The following is a 16,753-nucleotide window of genomic DNA, read 5'->3' as shown; positions in this document are numbered from 1 at the left end:
CCTCCTATGACCGACCAGCACGGTGAGCTGGATGCCGCTCTCGAGCGCGTGATCGAAGCGGCCCGTCACCACCTGGCCGCCGTCCGCGCCGCGCAGGGCCGGATCGACGATGACGACGTCTGGCGGGCGTACGTCGCGCTGAACAACGCGTCCTTCGCCTACGACGAGCAACTCATGGACGCCTTCGGTGAGGTCACCCCGTGGGATGTCGAGTCGATCGACCCGGACGAGGTCGACCAGCGTTTCGCCGGGGCCGACGGGGTCGAGCCCACCGACCCGCACCCCCAGGTGATCTCGGTACGCCAGCGGCGTGACTACCGGGTGCCGAGCGTCTCCGCGCTGATCCGCGTTGCCGAGGCGGCCCGGCGTGAGGGCATCCCCGCCGAGGAGGAGGTGCCGCCGGTGGAGGGCGTCGGCGAGGCGGTGCTGGAGCTGCTGCAGAGCGGCGACGGCTCGCTGTCCGCGCTGGACGTGCCCGAGCTGGAGCCGCTCGACGGCGTCGTCATGGTCAGCGAGGTCGGCACCCCGGTCGACCTGGAGTCGTTCGACGACGACGACCCGGTCGGCCCGTTCCAACCGGCCGCCGACGACCGGCTCGTCGGGCGTCTCGACGAGCACCCGTTCCTCGACGACGAGGCCGAGCACGCGCACTGACACCGACACCGCCGAGCCGGCGTCGTCCGCGAGGACGGCGCCGGCTCGGCGTCGGTAGGGCTTCCCGGCGGTACGGGGATCACGACGTACGCGTCGGTCGCTTCAACAGCGCCAGGACGAGCATCACCACGATCAGCGCCCAGGTGATCACGTAGGTGACGATCGGACGTGGTTCGCTGGCCGCGCCGACGTAACCGCCGATCGCGTAGCTCGCCAGACACAGCAGGCCGAGCCCGGCGATCCGTCGGGCGCCGCTGGTGTCACCGCGCTCGAAGATCCAGTCGGCGAGACCCCGGGTGGTCCGCAGCACCGTGCCGGTCTGGAACGACGTCGCGGTCTGCACCCCGAAGGTACGGGTGACCAGCCCACCGAGGATGCCGACGGGGAAGGCGCACAGCGCGGTCAGCACCGTGCGTTCGGTCAACGAGTCCCGACCCGAGTCGAGGGACCTGTCGACCAGGCCCCAGAGGACCAGCAGGGCCAGCAGGGCCAGCAGTTCCCACCCGGGTGGCCGCAGCGGACCGATCGAGGGGAACTTCCGCAGCCCGGCGCCGAGCAGACCGCCCAGGCCGAACGCGACGAGCGACGCCACCGCGGACGGCCACGCCGGAAGGTGCCCGGCCAGGCCCATGCCGACGAAAGCCACATTGCCGGTCTGGATCCCGACGAACACCTTGTAACGCAGAAACGCGAAGGCGTCGACCACGCCAGCCAGGCCGGTTCCCAACATCAGGGCGAACAACGGATACCGGAAGTCGAGTTGCGTGGTGTTCCACCGTTGCGGTGACGGCCGGCCCGATGGTCCGGTTCTGTTCTGGCGACTGGACATTGCGCACACTACCCGGCCGGTAATCGCGTAAACGGCGCCGATTCGGCACGCCCCGCGGCGGTCTGCGCGCCAGGTCGCATTCGGCCGAATGGCGCGATCGCGTGATTCCCTATCCGTCGCCTCCGCGTCAGGATCGCAGTTGTGGGCGCCGGTCGGCGTGCCCTCACTCCCGGACCGTTTCCGGCGCTTTCTCCACGACGAAGGAGGTCCGCGATGGATCGGGTTTCCATGGCCAGACTGCGCGTCAGGTTCTACTCGTTCGCCGCTCTGGCCGCTGTCGGAATCGTCATCGACGCGCCGATCTGGAGCATCGCGGCAGCCGCCTTCCTCTGTGCCGCGATCCCACTCGCGGTCGCGCTCCAGGGCACCGGGCGGGTCCGCGCGCTCTTCGTCCCATCCCGGGTCGCCAAGTTGGCGGCCCCTCAACGAGAGGTTGTTCGCGATGCGCAAGTCCGATGAGTTCGGGATGCACTCGAACGGCAACGGGTCACTGGTCGGAACGCTTCCGCGTAACCCGGCAATCGACGACACCCATCCCGATCTGGTCACCCCGCCGTCGACCGACGACGGTCTGCTGCCCAACATGGTGTTCCCGTTCTCGCTGGCGCACACCCGCCGGGAGAGCGGCGGCTGGACCCGGGAGATCACCGACCGGCTCCTGCCGATCGCGCACGACCTGGCGATCATCGACATGAGCCTCGACCCGGGGGCGTACCGGGAACTGCACTGGCACATCCAGTCCGAGTGGTCGATCGTGCTGAAGGGCAGTGGCCGCATCGGGGCGGTGGACCAGGAGGGACGCAACTTCCTCGAAGACGTCAAGGAGGGCGACCTCTGGTACTTCCCGGCGGGCATCCCGCACTACATCCAGGCCTTCGAGGAGGGCATGGAGTTCCTGCTGGTCTTCGACGACGGGTGTTACTCCGAGGACGCCACCTTCCAGCTGACCGACTTCCTGTCGCACGTGCCCCGGTCGGTGATCGCGAAGAACTTCGGCTGGACCGAGGAACAGATGCGCAACATGCCGGAGCGCGAGAAGTACATGTTCCACGGGCAGGTGCCGCCGCCGTTGGCCGAGCAGCGGGTCTTCAGCCCCACCGGCGACGTGCCGCGTACGTTCAAGCACGCGTTCCTCTCCCAGACGCCGGAGCGGTTCGAGGGTGGCAGCGTACGCATCGCCGACTCGACCAACTTCGCCGCCGCGACCACCACGACGGTGGCGATGGTGGAGTTGGAGCCGGGCGCGATGCGGGAACTGCACTGGCACCCCAACGGCGCCGAGATGCAGTACGTCATCTCCGGCCAGGGCCGGATGGGGGTCTTCAGCGGCGGCTCCACGGCCCGCACGTTCAATCTGCAATGCGGTGACGTCGGCTACGTGCCGATCTCGCTGGGCCACTACGTCGAGAACCTCGGCGACGAGCCGTTCGTCTACCTGGAACTGTTCCGCACCGCCAAGTTCGAGGACATGTCGCTGGCGCAGTGGCTGGCCAACGTCCCGCCGCAGGTCGTCGCCGACACCCTCAACATGCAGCGGCAGGTCATCGAGGTGCTGCCGAAGGTGAAGAACGCCGTGCAGCGACACTGAGGACGAGCCGCACCCGCGGACACCACGACCAGCACGCCCGGTCGTGGTGTCCGCGTCGTGGGAGGTCAGGAGGGCGGGCGGGCGTCCCAGAGGCGGGCCAGTTGTACCCGGTTGCGGATGCCGAGCTTGGTGTAGATCGCCCGTAGGTGGGTGTCGACGGTGTGGAACGAGACGAAGAGTTCGGCGGCGGCCTGCTGTTTCGTCGCGCCACCGGCGAGCAGTTCGGCGACCCGCGCCTCGGCGGGGGTCAGCGCGGCCGGCCCCTCGGGCCGGACCACGTTGCGGGTGCGCGTACCGGTGCCGAGGTGGTGGCGGTGCTGCCGCGCCCGGTCGTGGTCGCCGGTGGCGCCGAGCCGCGCGTAGAGGGCGGCACACTCGTCGAGGACGTCGACCGCCTCGTCGCGCGGTACGCCTGCCGAGCGGCCCAGCTCGAACAGCGCATCGGCCAACGCCGGACGTGCCGCCGTGGTACGCAGCCGGGCCACCGCCGTGGCCAGCGCCGCGGGATCACCGGTGATGATCCCGTCGGCATGATGGGCGATGCCCTGCCAGAGCCGGTTGTTCACCGTGCCGGCGACCCGCTTCAGGTGGCTGGCGAGGATCTGGGCGTGCTGCCGGTCGCCGAGCAGCAGGGCGGTGCGGACCAGCCGCGGGCCGTGGTGCGGCACCAGCAGCAGGGGCGCCGCCGACCGGTTCGACATCTCCAGGATCGCCCTGAGCAGGGGAGCGTGCCGTTCGGGTTCGGGATCTGCGGCTGCGGCGGCGCCCAGGTGGAACCACTGGAGGCCGTCCGGCCAGTCCAATGCCGGCTTCTCCGGCGTCAGCAGGGCTCGGGCCATGGAGACCTCGCCGCGACGCAGCAGGTCCTCCACGACGGTGGCGAGCAGGGTGGCGCGGGCCTCGTCGGTCAGCGCGTCGGCCTGCGGCCCGTCGAGGGCCAGCCGGGCCCGTGCCCCGGCCTCGGCAAACTCGCCCACCGCGAGGCGAGCGACGCAGTCCAGCGCGGTGACCAGCGGTCGGGCCACGCCACCGAGCGTGTCGATCTCGTCGGTGACGGCGTCGAGGGCGCTTCGCGCGTCGGTGAACTGGCCGAGGGAGAGCTGGTTGGCGATCCGGTCGACCCGCAGGAAGACCTGTTGGCTGCGGGCCGCCGGCGCGTCGGCGTCGACGTTGCGCAGGATCCGGCTGGCGCTGGGCAGGTCGGCGGCGGCCGTGGCCTGGGCTGCCTGCGCCAACGCCAACCGGATCTCGCCGTCGGCGGTGGGCACGGCACGATGTGCGTGCTGCGCCTCGGCCAGCAGGTCACCGCTGTCGTCGTAGCCGAACCGGGCGGCCACCGACGCCCGCATGGCGAGCGTCCAGCTGCGCTGCGCACCGTCCAGGTGTTGGTCCAGCGCCCGCTCCAGGTAGGTCATCGACAGCGAGGGACGCTGGGCGGCGTGGTAGGCGCCGAGCCGGCCCAGCAGCAGGGCACGCTGGCGTGGGCCGTACCGGTCGACGGCCAGTTCGGTGCGCAGCAGGTGCATGGCCTCGGCGAGCCGCCCGGCGAGGAAGAGGTTGTCGGCGGTGGCGACGAGCCAGTCCAGGAGTCGATCGGCCGTGTCGGGTGGCCCACCCGCGAGCAGCAGGTCCGCCGAGAGGGTCGGACCCACCGCCGGATCGGTCGCCAGTCGGGCGGCCAACGCTCGGGCGCTCTGCGCCGCGATCGGCATGGCCCGCAGCAGGTGGCGGGCGGCCTGGGCCGGGCGGCCGGCGTCGGCCAGCACCTCGGCGGCGCTCTCCCGCAGTCCCCGCTGCGTGGATACCGGAATGTCGGCCAGCACCGCGTCGCGCAGTCGCGGCGAGGCCAGTCGCAGGCCGGCCGGGCTGTCGACGAGCGTTCCCCGGGAGAGCAGGTCTTCCAGCGTGGCGTCCAGCGCCGGCCAGGTCGGTACGCCCGCGCGGGCCAGCAGCCGGTCGAGGAACCAGAGTTCGCAGGGCGCGTCGGCGATGGCGACCACCCGCAGGACGTACCGCTCGATATCGCTTGTCGCCGGTGACCCGCCGGTGGACATCTTGGGACGTTGCACGGATGCCTCGGGCATCGCCATCACCTTTGGTCAGTGCCTCCCCGAATTCGACTCTCGGACGCCACCGGGCAGTCGGGAGCCGTTATGGCGAGGCTAACCAGGCGAGGGTCGGATTCGGACCGGAAACCGAGATGCACGCGAGGAAAATTCGGCGATCCACCGCTGTCGGTGGGCGGAATTGGGCACCGAGGCTATTCGGTGGTATCCGCCCATTCGGTAACTGTGGTTCGGTAAGTTGCGAAGTCGTCGGCACCCGGTCGCAACGACGCCGAACCCCACGGGACCGCCCGAAACAGACAGCCAGGTGTGGAGAACCGATGTCACGTGCCGAACCGTCCTCCGGGGCGAATCGGACCGGGCCCGACCTGGCGGATGCGTACCGCGAGTTTCGCCATCCGATCGTGGTGCTGGGCGTGACCACGGTGGTCGCCGGTTTCCTGGACGCCTTCGCTTTCCTGCATTACGGGGCCTTCGTGGGCAACCAGTCCAGCAACGTCCTGTTCCTGGGCGTCGGACCGGCCGGTGGGCATCCGGCGTGGCCGACGGCGGCGGCGTCGATGCTGTCGTTCGTGGTCGGGACGGGCCTGACCAGCCGGCTGCGCGCGGTGGACAGCAGGTGGTCGCCGGTGTCCCGTGGGCTTGCCGTCGCCGTTGCCGCCGTCGCGCTGTGGACGGCGCTCAACGTGGTGTTCCAGTACGGTCGGGACAGCCCTCAGCTTCGGGCGCTGCTGGCCGCCGTCGGCGGGTTCGCGATGGGCGCCCTGGCCACGCTCTTCGTCCGCACCGCCGGGGTGGCCACCACCATCACCTACCAGTCGGGCACGGTGGCGAAGACCGGTGAACGGATCGTCGGCTGGCTGCTCGGCCCACCGACGGGCCGCACCAAGGCCAGAAAAGGTTTCCTGCTCGGGCTGTTGACGCTCGCCGGTTACGCGGTGGGTGGTGCGCTCGGGACCATGGCACAGCATCGACCGCTGTGGGTGCCGGCCTGGGCTACCGTCGCCCTGCTGGCCGTGGCGCCCCTGGTCCGGCACCGGTCGTGACCCACCCGTGGGCCGTGCCCACCGTCAGTACGACAGTCCCGGCTGCGGCTGGTTGACCCGACGGCGGCGCAGCACCACCTGTCGGGTGCCGTCCCGGTACAGCCGTACCCGGGCCAACTCCCAGCCGGAGAACTCCGCCTGAATCGCCAACTGCGCCGCGGCGGTCAACCGGTCGACGTTCGGCGGCAGCCGCAGCGGCGCGTATTCGTAGTCCATGAGCCCTATGCTGCCCAGCCCGACCCCCATACCGCCACCCTGCGGCTGACCTCGCCTCGGACGTGCGGGTCAGCCGTCGCGCTCGGGGTAGCCGACCTCCACCGCCGAGACGTCGTCCAGCGCCGTGGTGATCTCCTCGGGCAGGGTCATCCGCTCCACCTGCAGCGCACCGAGCAGCTGCCCGCAGGTGCGGGCGCCGAGGATCGGCGCGGTCACCCCGGGCCGGTCCCGGATCCAGGCCAGCGCCACCTCCAGCGGCGACACCCCCAGGCCGCCCGCCGCGGTCGCCACCGCCTCCACGATGCTGGAGCAGCGCGGCTCCAGATAGGTGGCGACGAACCGCTCGAAATGGGGCGAGACCGCCCGGGAGTCGGCCGGTCGACCGTGCCGGTACTTACCGGTCAGCACCCCTCGGCCCAGCGGCGACCACGGCAGCACACCCAGCCCGAGCGCGTCGCAGGCCGGCAGCACCTCCCGCTCCACCCCCCGCTCCAGCAGCGAGTACTCCACCTGAGCGGCCACCACCGGGGCCCGTCCTGGCCAGGCCGCCTGCCAGGCCGCCGCCCGCGCGGTCTGCCAACCGGAGAAGTTCGACACGCCGACGTAACGGACCCGACCGCTGGCCACCGCATGGTCCAGCGCCGCGAGGGTCTCCTCAAGCGGGGTCTGCGGGTCGTAGCCGTGCACCTGGAACAGGTCGACGTAGTCGGTGCCCAGCCGGCGCAGTGAGGCGTCCAGCGTACGCAGCAGATGCCCCCGGGAACCGTCGCGGCGCCGGCTGCCGCCGGGACGCAGGCCGGCCTTGGTGGCGATGAGCAACTCCTCGCGCGGCACCAGACCGCCCAGCAGCGAGCCGATCACCGACTCGGCGTCACCGTCGCCGTACACGTCGGCGGTGTCGACGAGGTTTCCACCGGCGTCGAGGTAGCTCTTCAGTTGGGCGGCCGCGTCGTCGGCGTCGGTGTCCCGACCCCAGGTCATGGTGCCGAGCGCGAGCCGGGAAACCGCCAGCCCGCTTCGGCCGAGCGGTCGCTGCTGCATGGTTGAACCTTATTTCGAACCGGGCCAGACCGATATCCTCGCTCCTGCCGAGTCTGCTCGCGATTCGGGGTGAGCCGGTGATCGTCCCTACCGCCACCATTGCGTAACCTGATGCGACTGCGGATAGGGGAGGACTCTGTGCGACTCGGGCTAAGCCTCGGATACCAGACAGCGTGGAGCACGCCGGCTGATCATCTGGCCCTGGCTCAGGAGGCGGACCGGCTCGGTTACTCCGTGGTGTGGGCGGCGGAGGCGTACGGCTCCGACTCGCCGAGCATGCTCGCCTGGATGGCCGGGCAAACCGAGCGGATCGACATCGGCAGCGCCGTGATGCAGATTCCCGCCCGGACACCGGCGATGACCGCGATGACCGCCGCCACCATCGACACCCTCTCCGGCGGCCGGTTCCGGCTCGGCCTGGGTGTCTCCGGGCCGCAGGTCTCCGAGGGCTGGCACGGCGTACGCTTCGGCAAGCCCCTGGCCCGCACCCGGGAGTACGTCGACATCGTCAAGCTGGCGGTGGCCCGCAAGGAAGTCAGCTACGACGGCCAGTTCTACACCCTGCCGCTGCCCGACGGGCCCGGCAAGGCGCTGCGGCTGGGCTTCCACCCGCCGCGCGAGCACATCCCGATCTACCTGGCCGCGGTCGGGCCGAAGAACCTGGAACTGGCCGGCGAGATCGCCGACGGCTGGCTGGCCATCTTCTACGCCCCCGAGTACGCCCAGGAGCAACTCGCCTCGGTGACCGCCGGCCGGGCCCGCGCCGGCAAGGAACTCGCCGGCTTCGACGTGGTGCCCTCCGTACCGGTCGTGGTCGGCGACGACGTCGCCTCCTGCGCCGAACTGGTCCGCTGGTACGCCGCCCTGTACGTCGGCGGCATGGGCAGCCGGCAGCAGAACTTCTACAACCAGCTCGCCACCCGGATGGGCTACGGCGACGCCGCCCGCGAGGTCCAGGACCTCTACCTGGCCAAGCGGCAGCGCGACGCGGCCGCCGCGGTGCCGCTGGAGTTCATCGACCGTACGTCGCTGCTCGGGCCGAAGGAACGCATCGCCGAGCGGATGCGCGAGTACGCCGAGGCCGGCGTGACCACCCTGTCGGTGACGCTCTTCGTGGCCGACCGGGACAGCGGGGTGCAGACGCTGCGTACCGTCGCCGAGGCCCTGGAGCTCTCGGGAGTCGGGGAGTGACCTGGATCGAAGCCATCGTCCTGGGCATCGTCCAGGGCCTGACCGAGTTCCTGCCGGTCAGCTCCTCGGGGCACCTGCGGATCACCTCGGCGATCTTCTTCGACCAGGACGCGGGCGCCTCCTTCACCGCGGTGACCCAGCTGGGCACCGAGGCGGCCGTCCTGCTCTACTTCGCCAAGGACATCTGGCGCATCGGCCGGACCTGGACGGTCGGGATCTGGGACTCGTCGGTCCGTTCCAGCCTCGACTACCGGATGGGCTGGTACGTGATCATCGGCTCCATCCCGATCGGCCTGTTCGGCTTCCTGTTCAAGGACCAGATCCGGGAGACCGCCCGCAACCTGTGGGTGGTCGCCACCACCCTGATCGTGTTCGCCTTCATCCTGGCCTTCGCCGAGTACTGGGGCCGGCAGACCCGGACCCTGAAGGACTTCCGGATGCGCGACGGCGTCGTCATGGGTTTCGCCCAGGCGCTGGCGCTGATCCCCGGCGTGTCCCGCTCCGGCGCGACGCTGACCTTCGGCCTGTTCCTCAACCTCACCCGGGAGACGGCTGCCCGCTACTCGTTCCTGCTGGCCATCCCGGCAGTGGTGATGTCCGGGATCTTCAGCCTCGGTGACGTCTTCGAGCCCGCCGCCCCGGGCACCTCGGTGCCCAGCGTCGCGCAGATGGTCGTCGCCACGCTCATCGCGTTCGCGGTCGGCTACGCGGCCATCGCCTGGCTGTTGCGCTACGTCGCCCACCACACGTTGTACGTCTTCGTGCTCTACCGGGTGGCGGTCGGCACTCTGGTCCTCGCTCTGCTGATGACGGGGACGATCAGCGCAACCTGACGGGTTCTGGGGTGGTTGCGGTGGGGGCTGGGGCGACCGTGCCCGGCTTCGGGGTGGTTGCGGTGGGGCTGGGGCGACCGTGCCCGGCTTCGGGCGGTCAGGCTTGATCCCTACGCCGGGCACGGTCGCCCCAGCCTGACCTGGTCCGGCGCCGTCGAGACGGTGCGGTGGGCGGAACCCGGTGGGGTGTCGTCGGCTCGTTGCGGTGGGCATGGGCGGGGGCCGTCGGGTCGGGTGGTGGAAATGGAGACGGCTGTTGGCCGGCACCCCGGGTTCGGGTGCCGGCCAACAGTTCTTGCTCCCCCTGTGGAGGAATGTCTTTGGGGTCAGCTGTTCCAGTGTTCGGCGACGAGGTCGGCGGCCTGCTGTTCCCACTGGGCGTAGTGGAAGGGGTAGGCGGAGACCTGGACGGTCTGCGCGGCTTCGGTCAGGGGCATGTTCTGCCAGCCGTCGACCTGCTTGAGGCCCTTCAGGAATGCGGTGGTCGAGTACTCGGGGTCGGTGATCTGCTCCACCGTGCCCCAACCACTGGACGGACGCTGCTGGAACAGGCCCTGCGAGTCGTGGTCGTTACGGTCACCCAGGTGGCCAAGGTTCTCCAACTTCGACTCCTGCAACGCCGTCGCGATCGACACGACCGCGGCACGCTCGTCCATACCGGCCTTCTTCGTGGCGGCGATGATCGCCTTGGTGTTGGCGGTCTGCTCGTCGTTCAGGTCGATGCGCGACTGCGCACCCTGCACGCCGTGGGGGATGAGCTTGGTGGTGTCGGGCTTGGTGGCCTGCGCGACGGCGGTGGTGGTGGTGTTCGTGGTGGTGTCGGTGGTGGCGTGGTTGAGCGGTCCGGCGGCGAGACCGCCGGCGACGGTGAGGCCGGCGATGGCGAGGACGCTCTTACGCAGCATGGTGTTCATGATCAAAGCTCCATTCGGGGGTTGGGCGTCACCGACGGGGGATCGGCGGGCGACACCAGCGCCGTCATGGCGCACAGAGCATGAGAGGAAAGACTTGGGGGATCTCCGGCGGCGGACCTGAGGTCTTCGCGGCACCGGACCAGGTATAACGACCTACCGGGGCGGGTCATTCCCGCCAGCCACGCCATCTGGACGGGGGATCGTGGCGTGCGCGGCCCTGCTCGGTCGGCCACCGATTAAAACGCCCGGCACCCGCTCGACATTCCGTCGCGCCGACATTGGCCGAATCCGGCATAACGCTCAGACGGCCCGCTCGGTGCCGGCACGGACCGCGGCCAGGCAGACAGACCCCACAACGGCATGGATGGTACGAAACGGGCGGCGGCGTCGCGAACGGTGTGCCGACCATCGGGGAGCGTCGGCGGCCTAGGGTGGGTACGTGGCCACACTTCTGCTCCTGCGGCACGGACGTACCACCGCGAACGCCGACGGGGGACTGGCCGGTCGGCAACCGGTCGACCTCGACGAGACCGGTCAGGCCCAGGCCACGGCGGTGGGTGAGCGCCTACGCGGGCTGCCCCTGGCCGCCGTGGTGAGCAGCCCGCTGGTCCGCTGCCGGCGCACCCTCGAACTGGCGTTGCCGCAGGCGTCGCCGGTGCCCGACGACGGGCTCATCGAGTGCGGATACGGCACCTGGGAAGGACAGCCGCTGAAGAAGCTGGCCAAGGAGCCGCTCTGGCCGGTGGTGCAGCAGCATCCCAGCGCCGCAGTCTTCCCCGAGGGGGAGTCGATGGCACAGATGGCGGCCCGCGCGGTCGCCACCGTACGCGCCTGGGACGCCCGGGTGACCGCCGAGCACGGCCCCGAGGCGGTCTGGCTGGCCTGCAGCCACGGCGACGTGATCAAGGCGATCGTGGCGGACGCGCTCGGCGTACACCTTGATCTTTTTCAGCGGATCGTGGTGGACCCGGCGTCGGTGACCGCGATCCGCTACACCCCGCTGCGCCCGTTCCTGCTGCGCCTCAACGACGTCGGCGGCGACCTGGCCGGGCTGGTCCCGCCGCAGCGTAAGCGGCGTCGGCGGGCCAGCCGGCCCACCGACTCGGACGCCGCGGTGGGCGGTGGGGCCGGAGGGGCCCGGTGAGTCGCCCGGCCCGGGCCGACGACAGGCCCGCGAACCGCACGGGCGCAAGGGCGGCGCGGCGGGCCGGGGAGCGTACCGGAAATCGGGTCGGTGGGGTGCGCGGTGCCCGGGGCCGCCGGATAGGGTCGTGGGTATGACGCACCAGGTGCACGCCTTCGAGCCGCCGGAGCGGTTCGTCGCCGGGACCGTCGGGCCGCCGGGGGAGCGCACGTTCTTCCTCCAGGCGCGCGGCGGCGGCCGACTGGTCAGCGTCGCGTTGGAGAAGGTCCAGGTCTCCCTGCTCGCCGAAAAGCTGGAGGAACTGCTCACCGAGGCCCAGCGACGGTTCGGGGTGGAACTACCCGAGGCACCGGCCTCGGTCGGCGACAACGAGCCGCTGGAGACGCCGGTCGACGAGGAGTTCCGGGTCGGCACGCTGGGCCTGGCCTTCGACGCGGACACCGCGACCGTGGTGATCGAGGCGATCGCGGTCGGCGAAGTCGAGGCCGAGATGGAGCTGGGCGAGTCCGAGGAGGACGAGGCCGACGACGTCGAGCCGGACGAGGACCTCGACCGACTCCGGGTGCGGTTGACCCCCGAGGCGACCCGCGAGTTCATCGAACGGGCCCGGCGCGTGGTCAACGCCGGCCGTCCACCCTGCCCACTCTGCGGCCAGCCGCTCGACCCGGCGGGTCACCTCTGCCCCCGAAACAACGGCTATCACCGGTGACGGCGTCCGGCGTGACCCCCCGACAGGACGGTGTCGCCGCGATGCGCCTGCTGCGCGACGGTGAGCTGACCGTGGAGGGTCGGCTGGTCGACGCGTCGAACACCACCCTGCGCGGCATTCTCACCCTCGACGACACGACCGCCCGCTGCGTGTACAAGCCGGTACGCGGCGAGCGTCCGTTGTGGGACTTCCCGGACGGCACCCTGGCGGGGCGGGAGGTCGCCGCCTACCTGGTGTCCGCGGCCACCGGCTGGGATCTGGTACCGCCGACCGTGCTGCGGGACGGGCCGTTCGGGCCGGGCTCGTGTCAGCTGTGGATCGACGAACCCGACGACGCCGAGCCGCTGGTCGGGTTCGTCCCGGCCGACGCCGTACCACCGCGCTGGTTCCCGATCGCCGCCGCCCGCGACGACGACGGCACACCGTACGCCCTGGCCCACGCCGACGACCCCCGGCTGGCCAGGCTCGCGGTGCTCGACGCGGTGATCAACAATGCGGACCGTAAGGGCGGCCACGTCCTGCTCGGCCCCGACGACCGGATCTACGGGGTCGACCACGGCGTCAGCTTCCACGTGGAGGAGAAGCTGCGTACGGTGCTCTGGGGCTGGGCCGGGCGGCCGTTGCCCACCGACGCCCTCGAGGTGCTCGACCGGCTCGCCGGTCAGGTCCGTGGCCCGCTCGGCACCGAACTCGCCGAGCATCTCACGCTCAGTGAGATAACCAAGTTGGCGGCGCGCATCGACCGGCTGTGCCGACGCGGCCGTTTTCCCCAGCCGTCCCGGGACTGGCCGGCAGTGCCCTGGCCGCCCCTGTGAGCTGAGGCGTTGATCACCCCTGGCTGGCCATGGCCACGCCTCCGGGCTGGTTAGGCTGACGGTCATGGAGTCTTGGGTGGGGCACGAGGTGCCGCGTTTGCCGGGCAGGAGCAAGGCGCTGAGGTTGTACGACTCGGCACGGCAGGCTGTGCACCCGACCGATCCGCCCGGCACGGCGACCATGTACGTCTGCGGCATCACCCCGTACGACGCCACCCACCTCGGCCACGCCGCCACCATGATCACGTTCGACCTGGTGCAGCGGATGTGGCGCGACGCCGGCCACGAGGTGCGGTACGTGCAGAACGTCACCGACATCGACGACCCCCTGCTGGAGCGCGCCGAGCGGGACGGTGAGGACTGGAAGGTCCTGGCCATGCGGGAGACCGCGCTGTTCCGGGAGGACATGGAGGCGCTGCGGATCATCCCGCCGGCGCACTACGTCGGTGCCGTCGAGTCGATCCCGGAGATCGCCGAGAAGGTGCTGGTGCTGCTCAAGGACGACGCCGCGTACCGGCTGGACGACGGCACCGGCGACGTCTACTTCGACATCTCCGCTGCGCCCCGCTTCGGCTACGAGTCCAACCTGTCCCGCGCCGAGATGCTGGAACTCTTCCCCGAGCGCGGCGGCGACCCGGACCGGGCCGGCAAACGCGACCCGCTCGACCCGCTGCTGTGGCGGGGCGCCCGCGAGGACGAACCCTCCTGGCCCGGCGGCGAGCTGGGCCCGGGTCGGCCCGGCTGGCACATCGAGTGCACCGTGATCGCCCTGGCGCTGCTCGGCAACACCATCGACGTGCAGGGCGGCGGCAACGACCTGATCTTCCCGCACCACGAGTGTTCCGCCGCGCACGCCGAGCGGCTGACCGGCGCGGCACCCTTCGCCCAGCACTACGTGCACGCCGGGATGATCGGCCTGGACGGCGAGAAGATGTCCAAGTCGCTGGGCAACCTGGTCTTCGTCTCCCGGCTGCGCGCCGACAAGGTGGACCCGATGGCGGTACGCCTGGCGCTGCTCTTCGGCCACTACCGCGCCGACCGGTCGTGGACCGATGACCTGCTGGCCACCGCGCACCAGCGCCTGGACCGCTGGCGACGGGCCGCCGCCGCCCCTGCCGGCCCGTCCGGGGAAGCCTTCCTGGCAGCCGTACGCGACCGCCTCACCGACGACCTCGACTCGCCCGGTGCCCTGCGCCTCGCCGACGAGTGGGCCGACCAGACCCTGACCCCCTCGCCCGACACCCCCACCGACCCCACCGCCCCCGCCCTCTTCTCCCAAACCCTCGACGCCCTCCTCGGCATCCGCCTCTAACCCTCCCCTCCCACCCGCCATCCCTCGCTCCCTCGCGCCCTCCCTTCCTCGTGCCTTGCGCCTGAGCCGCGTGGTCGAGGACGCTGCCTGCCCTCCGTGCCCGCCCTCGCGCCCTCGCGCTCGCTCGCGCCCTCGCCCCGTCGATCTTGCAGTTTTGGTCGAGGATACGAGGCTTTTGGGGCTTATGTGGCGACAGAAAGTGCAAGATCGGCGGAGGAGGTCGGGGCGCGGGTGAGGGAGGGCCGAGCACGGGCACGGGTGGGAGGGCGGGCGCGGGTGAGGCGAGCGCGAGCGCGGCACGGGGTGAGAGTGCAGGGCGCAGGGCGAGCGCGCGCGAACCACGGGCGCGGGCGAGAGGGTGGGGCGCGGGCTCGGGGGTGAGCGCGGGCCGCAGGTGAGGGGCGGGGGTTAGCCGAGGATGAGGCCTGGGTCGGGGTGGGGGTCTGGGGTGGGGGCGGGGATCTTGTATTCCTCGGTGAGGGTGGTGACCGGGCCGGGCCAGGTGGCCTGGGCGACCTCGATGGGCTTGCGGTGGGCGTCGTACGCCACGTGCAGCAGGTGCAGCACGGGGGTGTCGGGGCGGATCTGGAGGGTTTCCGCCTCCTCCCGACTGGGCTGGCGGGCGGTGATCGTGTCGGTGGCCGTCGCGTACCGTCGGCCGGTGGCCTCCTCGGCTTCCTGGTAGAGCGGGCGGCCGAAGGCCTCGGCGCGTTCCAGGGTGGTGCCGGCGGTGTCGGCGGGCAGGAACCAGGAGGCGCCGACCTCGACCGGTGAGTCCTCGGTACGGACCAGATGCCGGCGGCAGAGCAGCTCGGTGCCGTCCGGTACGCCGAACGCGTCCGCCACCTCGGGTGGGGCGGGGGAGCGGCCCACGGAGACGAGTTGCTGGCGGTAGCGGGCGGCCAGGTCGGTGTGGTAGCCGCGGAAGCCGCCGTAGCGCCCCCGGGACAGCCGGTTGAGTCGTCGCCGGGTGCCGCGGACGTACGTACCGGAACCGGGTTTGGTGATCAGGACGCCCTCGACGCGCAGTTGGTCGACGGCGCGCTGCACGGTCTGCTTCGCCACGCCGAACATCTCGGCGATGGCCGGGATCGACGGTAGGCGCTCGCCGGGACCCCAGTCGCCGCGTCGGATCTGCGCCTTGAGCTGCGCGGCGATCTGTCGGTGCGGGAACTCCGCCGCCCCCGGGTTGATCTGCATCCCGACCCCCTATCAGCTAGGTTCCTAGGATGCCCTACGCGTGGTGATCCGCGCCACCCCGACACTCCAGCGCATCAGGCGCCGGGGGAGAGGTGATCAGAAACAGGCCCCAGGCGGTATCGCCTGGGGCCTGCGAGGAAGGGTGACTACCAGGAGCCGGCGGTGGGGCCGGCGGAACCGCCTCGACGGCGGAGGTACTTCTCGAACTCCTGGGCGATCTCGTCCCCGGTCAACGGGGTGATGCCCGCGTCGCCGACGCGTTCCTCCAGCTCACGGACGTACTCGCCGAGTTCGGCGTCCTGCTCGGCGGCGCTGCGTACCCGCTGCTCCCACTCGGCGGCCTCCTCGGCCAGGTCGGCCATCGGCACCGGCAGGTCGACGACTTCCTCGACCCGGTGCAGCAGGGCCAGGGTCGCCTTCGGGCAGGGCGGGTTGTTGGCGTAGTGCGGCACGTGCACCCAGAACGAGACCGCGTCGACCTCGGCGCGGGTGCAGGCGTCGTGCAGGACGCCGACGATGCCGGTCGGGCCGTCGTACCGGGTCGGGGTGAGCTGGTAGCGCTTGGCGGCGTCGGCGTCGGAGGCGCTGCCGCTGATCGGCAGCGGTCGGGTGTACGGCACGTCGGCCAGCAGCGCGCCGAGCAGCACCACCCGCTCGACCTCCAGGCTGTGGCAGATCTCCAGCACCTGTTCACAGAAGGTGCGCCACCGCATGCTCGGCTCGATGCCCCGGATCAGCACCACGTCCCGCTCGGTGCCCGACGGGCTGGCCACGGCGAACCGGGTGGTGGGCCATTCCACCCGCCGGGTGGCGCCGTCGGACATCGCGATGGTGGGCCGGCTGACCTGGAAGTCGTAGAAGTCCTCCGGGTCGAGCTCGGTGATCGGTCTGGCCTGCCACACCTGTTCCAGGTGCTCGACTGCGGCGGTCGAGGCGTCGGCGGCGTCGTTCCACCCCTCGAAGGCGGCTATGGCCACCGGAGACCGCAGCACCGGCAGCCCGTCGAATTCGGTCACGCCGTCACCTCACCCCGTGCCTCACCGGCGCGACCCAGGCTGGCCCCGGTCGTGCGCCCGTCGTGCATGGTGGTGTCGCTGTAGTCCCTCACATTGGTAGCCTACGTGCCTTGTCCGGACAGGGCCCGCCGGCCGCGCCGGATCGCCACCGACACGCCTCCGGATCGGTACCGACACCC

17 protein-coding genes are annotated in these 16,753 nt (G+C 71.2%); 10 read left to right on the top strand and 7 right to left on the bottom strand.

All coding sequences use genetic code 11. The annotated features are described in order from the left end of the window. Positions 1-6: 6 nt before the first annotated feature. The gene (locus tag JMF97_RS17685; RefSeq protein ID WP_013734355.1) at positions 7-654 is read left to right on the top strand and encodes a hypothetical protein; all 648 of its coding nucleotides are present in this window, start codon (positions 7-9) and stop codon (positions 652-654) included. A 79-nt stretch (positions 655-733) separates the two neighbouring features. Here JMF97_RS17685 and JMF97_RS17680 read toward each other — a convergent pair whose 3' ends face one another. Continuing rightward, entirely contained in the window at positions 734-1,483 is a 750-nt protein-coding gene (locus JMF97_RS17680; RefSeq protein WP_238359576.1) for a DUF1275 family protein, read from the bottom strand. Between the two features lie 213 nt (positions 1,484-1,696). On the opposite strand from JMF97_RS17680, the gene JMF97_RS17675 reads away from it, so the two are divergent. Next, on the top strand, positions 1,697-1,942 hold the full coding sequence (locus tag JMF97_RS17675) for a hypothetical protein (protein WP_203222561.1): 246 nt from the start codon (positions 1,697-1,699) through the stop codon (positions 1,940-1,942). Continuing rightward, positions 1,926-3,071 carry a cupin domain-containing protein gene (locus JMF97_RS17670; protein WP_203222560.1) on the top strand — a complete coding sequence of 382 codons (1,146 nt, stop codon included), beginning with the start codon at positions 1,926-1,928 and terminating at the stop codon, positions 3,069-3,071. Before JMF97_RS17675 ends, JMF97_RS17670 begins: the two co-directional genes overlap by 17 nt. A gap of 65 nt (positions 3,072-3,136) precedes the next feature. Here the strand turns inward: JMF97_RS17670 and JMF97_RS17665 are convergent, their stop codons facing one another. Then, entirely contained in the window at positions 3,137-5,155 is a 2,019-nt protein-coding gene (locus JMF97_RS17665) for a helix-turn-helix transcriptional regulator (protein WP_203222559.1), read from the bottom strand. 302 nt (positions 5,156-5,457) lie between these two features. Between JMF97_RS17665 and JMF97_RS17660 the strand changes: the two genes are divergently transcribed. Then, positions 5,458-6,183 carry a YoaK family protein gene (locus tag JMF97_RS17660; protein ID WP_203222558.1) on the top strand — a complete coding sequence of 242 codons (726 nt, stop codon included), beginning with the start codon at positions 5,458-5,460 and terminating at the stop codon, positions 6,181-6,183. A 24-nt stretch (positions 6,184-6,207) separates the two neighbouring features. Here JMF97_RS17660 and JMF97_RS17655 read toward each other — a convergent pair whose 3' ends face one another. Continuing rightward, positions 6,208-6,399 carry a DUF5703 family protein gene (locus JMF97_RS17655; protein WP_013734349.1) on the bottom strand — a complete coding sequence of 64 codons (192 nt, stop codon included), beginning with the start codon at positions 6,397-6,399 and terminating at the stop codon, positions 6,208-6,210. Between the two features lie 69 nt (positions 6,400-6,468). Next, complete coding sequence (locus JMF97_RS17650; protein WP_013734348.1) at positions 6,469-7,440, bottom strand: aldo/keto reductase; 972 nt, start codon at positions 7,438-7,440, stop codon at positions 6,469-6,471. Positions 7,441-7,578: 138 nt separating this feature from the next. On the opposite strand from JMF97_RS17650, the gene JMF97_RS17645 reads away from it, so the two are divergent. Both JMF97_RS17645 and JMF97_RS17640 read left to right on the top strand, forming a co-directional pair. Beyond that, a complete protein-coding gene (locus JMF97_RS17645; RefSeq protein WP_203222557.1) occupies positions 7,579-8,631 on the top strand; it encodes an LLM class F420-dependent oxidoreductase in 1,053 nt (350 codons plus the stop codon). Continuing rightward, positions 8,628-9,464 (top strand): undecaprenyl-diphosphate phosphatase, encoded by an 837-nt coding sequence (locus JMF97_RS17640; protein ID WP_203222556.1) that lies wholly within the window; start codon positions 8,628-8,630, stop codon positions 9,462-9,464. Before JMF97_RS17645 ends, JMF97_RS17640 begins: the two co-directional genes overlap by 4 nt. 326 nt (positions 9,465-9,790) lie before the next feature. Here JMF97_RS17640 and JMF97_RS17635 read toward each other — a convergent pair whose 3' ends face one another. Beyond that, a complete protein-coding gene (locus JMF97_RS17635; RefSeq protein ID WP_203222555.1) occupies positions 9,791-10,378 on the bottom strand; it encodes a hypothetical protein in 588 nt (195 codons plus the stop codon). A gap of 439 nt (positions 10,379-10,817) precedes the next feature. On the opposite strand from JMF97_RS17635, the gene JMF97_RS17630 reads away from it, so the two are divergent. The 4 genes from JMF97_RS17630 (at position 10,818) to mshC (ending at position 14,358) form a co-directional block, all read left to right on the top strand. Beyond that, positions 10,818-11,522: a histidine phosphatase family protein gene (locus tag JMF97_RS17630; protein WP_203222554.1), complete on the top strand. Its 705-nt coding sequence runs from the start codon at positions 10,818-10,820 to the stop codon at positions 11,520-11,522. Between the two features lie 133 nt (positions 11,523-11,655). Then, positions 11,656-12,231 carry a DUF3090 domain-containing protein gene (locus tag JMF97_RS17625; RefSeq protein ID WP_013734343.1) on the top strand — a complete coding sequence of 192 codons (576 nt, stop codon included), beginning with the start codon at positions 11,656-11,658 and terminating at the stop codon, positions 12,229-12,231. A 41-nt stretch (positions 12,232-12,272) separates the two neighbouring features. Then, on the top strand, positions 12,273-13,046 hold the full coding sequence (locus JMF97_RS17620; protein ID WP_238359650.1) for an SCO1664 family protein: 774 nt from the start codon (positions 12,273-12,275) through the stop codon (positions 13,044-13,046). A gap of 64 nt (positions 13,047-13,110) precedes the next feature. Then, a complete protein-coding gene (gene mshC / locus JMF97_RS17615) occupies positions 13,111-14,358 on the top strand; it encodes a cysteine--1-D-myo-inosityl 2-amino-2-deoxy-alpha-D-glucopyranoside ligase (RefSeq protein ID WP_203222552.1) in 1,248 nt (415 codons plus the stop codon). 408 nt (positions 14,359-14,766) lie between these two features. Here mshC and JMF97_RS17610 read toward each other — a convergent pair whose 3' ends face one another. Next, on the bottom strand, positions 14,767-15,558 hold the full coding sequence (locus tag JMF97_RS17610) for a GntR family transcriptional regulator (protein ID WP_203222551.1): 792 nt from the start codon (positions 15,556-15,558) through the stop codon (positions 14,767-14,769). A 146-nt stretch (positions 15,559-15,704) separates the two neighbouring features. Next, entirely contained in the window at positions 15,705-16,574 is an 870-nt protein-coding gene (locus tag JMF97_RS17605; protein ID WP_203222550.1) for a PAC2 family protein, read from the bottom strand. Positions 16,575-16,753 lie beyond the last annotated feature (179 nt).

This window comes from Micromonospora fiedleri, from assembly GCF_016774385.1.
GTDB classification, from domain to species: Bacteria; Actinomycetota; Actinomycetes; order Mycobacteriales; family Micromonosporaceae; genus Micromonospora; species Micromonospora gifhornensis.
This window is presented reverse-complemented; position numbering and strand designations above follow the sequence as displayed.

Coding starts and splice junctions, on each gene's coding strand:
- JMF97_RS17685 (WP_013734355.1), top strand. CDS start 7: ATGACCGACCAGCACGGTGAGCTGGATGCCGCTCTCGAGCGCGTGATC.
- JMF97_RS17680 (WP_238359576.1), bottom strand. CDS start 1,483: ATGTCCAGTCGCCAGAACAGAACCGGACCATCGGGCCGGCCGTCACCG.
- JMF97_RS17675 (WP_203222561.1), top strand. CDS start 1,697: ATGGATCGGGTTTCCATGGCCAGACTGCGCGTCAGGTTCTACTCGTTC.
- JMF97_RS17670 (WP_203222560.1), top strand. CDS start 1,926: ATGCGCAAGTCCGATGAGTTCGGGATGCACTCGAACGGCAACGGGTCA.
- JMF97_RS17665 (WP_203222559.1), bottom strand. CDS start 5,155: ATGCCCGAGGCATCCGTGCAACGTCCCAAGATGTCCACCGGCGGGTCA.
- JMF97_RS17660 (WP_203222558.1), top strand. CDS start 5,458: ATGTCACGTGCCGAACCGTCCTCCGGGGCGAATCGGACCGGGCCCGAC.
- JMF97_RS17655 (WP_013734349.1), bottom strand. CDS start 6,399: ATGGACTACGAATACGCGCCGCTGCGGCTGCCGCCGAACGTCGACCGG.
- JMF97_RS17650 (WP_013734348.1), bottom strand. CDS start 7,440: ATGCAGCAGCGACCGCTCGGCCGAAGCGGGCTGGCGGTTTCCCGGCTC.
- JMF97_RS17635 (WP_203222555.1), bottom strand. CDS start 10,378: ATGAACACCATGCTGCGTAAGAGCGTCCTCGCCATCGCCGGCCTCACC.
- JMF97_RS17625 (WP_013734343.1), top strand. CDS start 11,656: ATGACGCACCAGGTGCACGCCTTCGAGCCGCCGGAGCGGTTCGTCGCC.
- JMF97_RS17620 (WP_238359650.1), top strand. CDS start 12,273: ATGCGCCTGCTGCGCGACGGTGAGCTGACCGTGGAGGGTCGGCTGGTC.
- mshC (WP_203222552.1), top strand. CDS start 13,111: ATGGAGTCTTGGGTGGGGCACGAGGTGCCGCGTTTGCCGGGCAGGAGC.
- JMF97_RS17610 (WP_203222551.1), bottom strand. CDS start 15,558: ATGCAGATCAACCCGGGGGCGGCGGAGTTCCCGCACCGACAGATCGCC.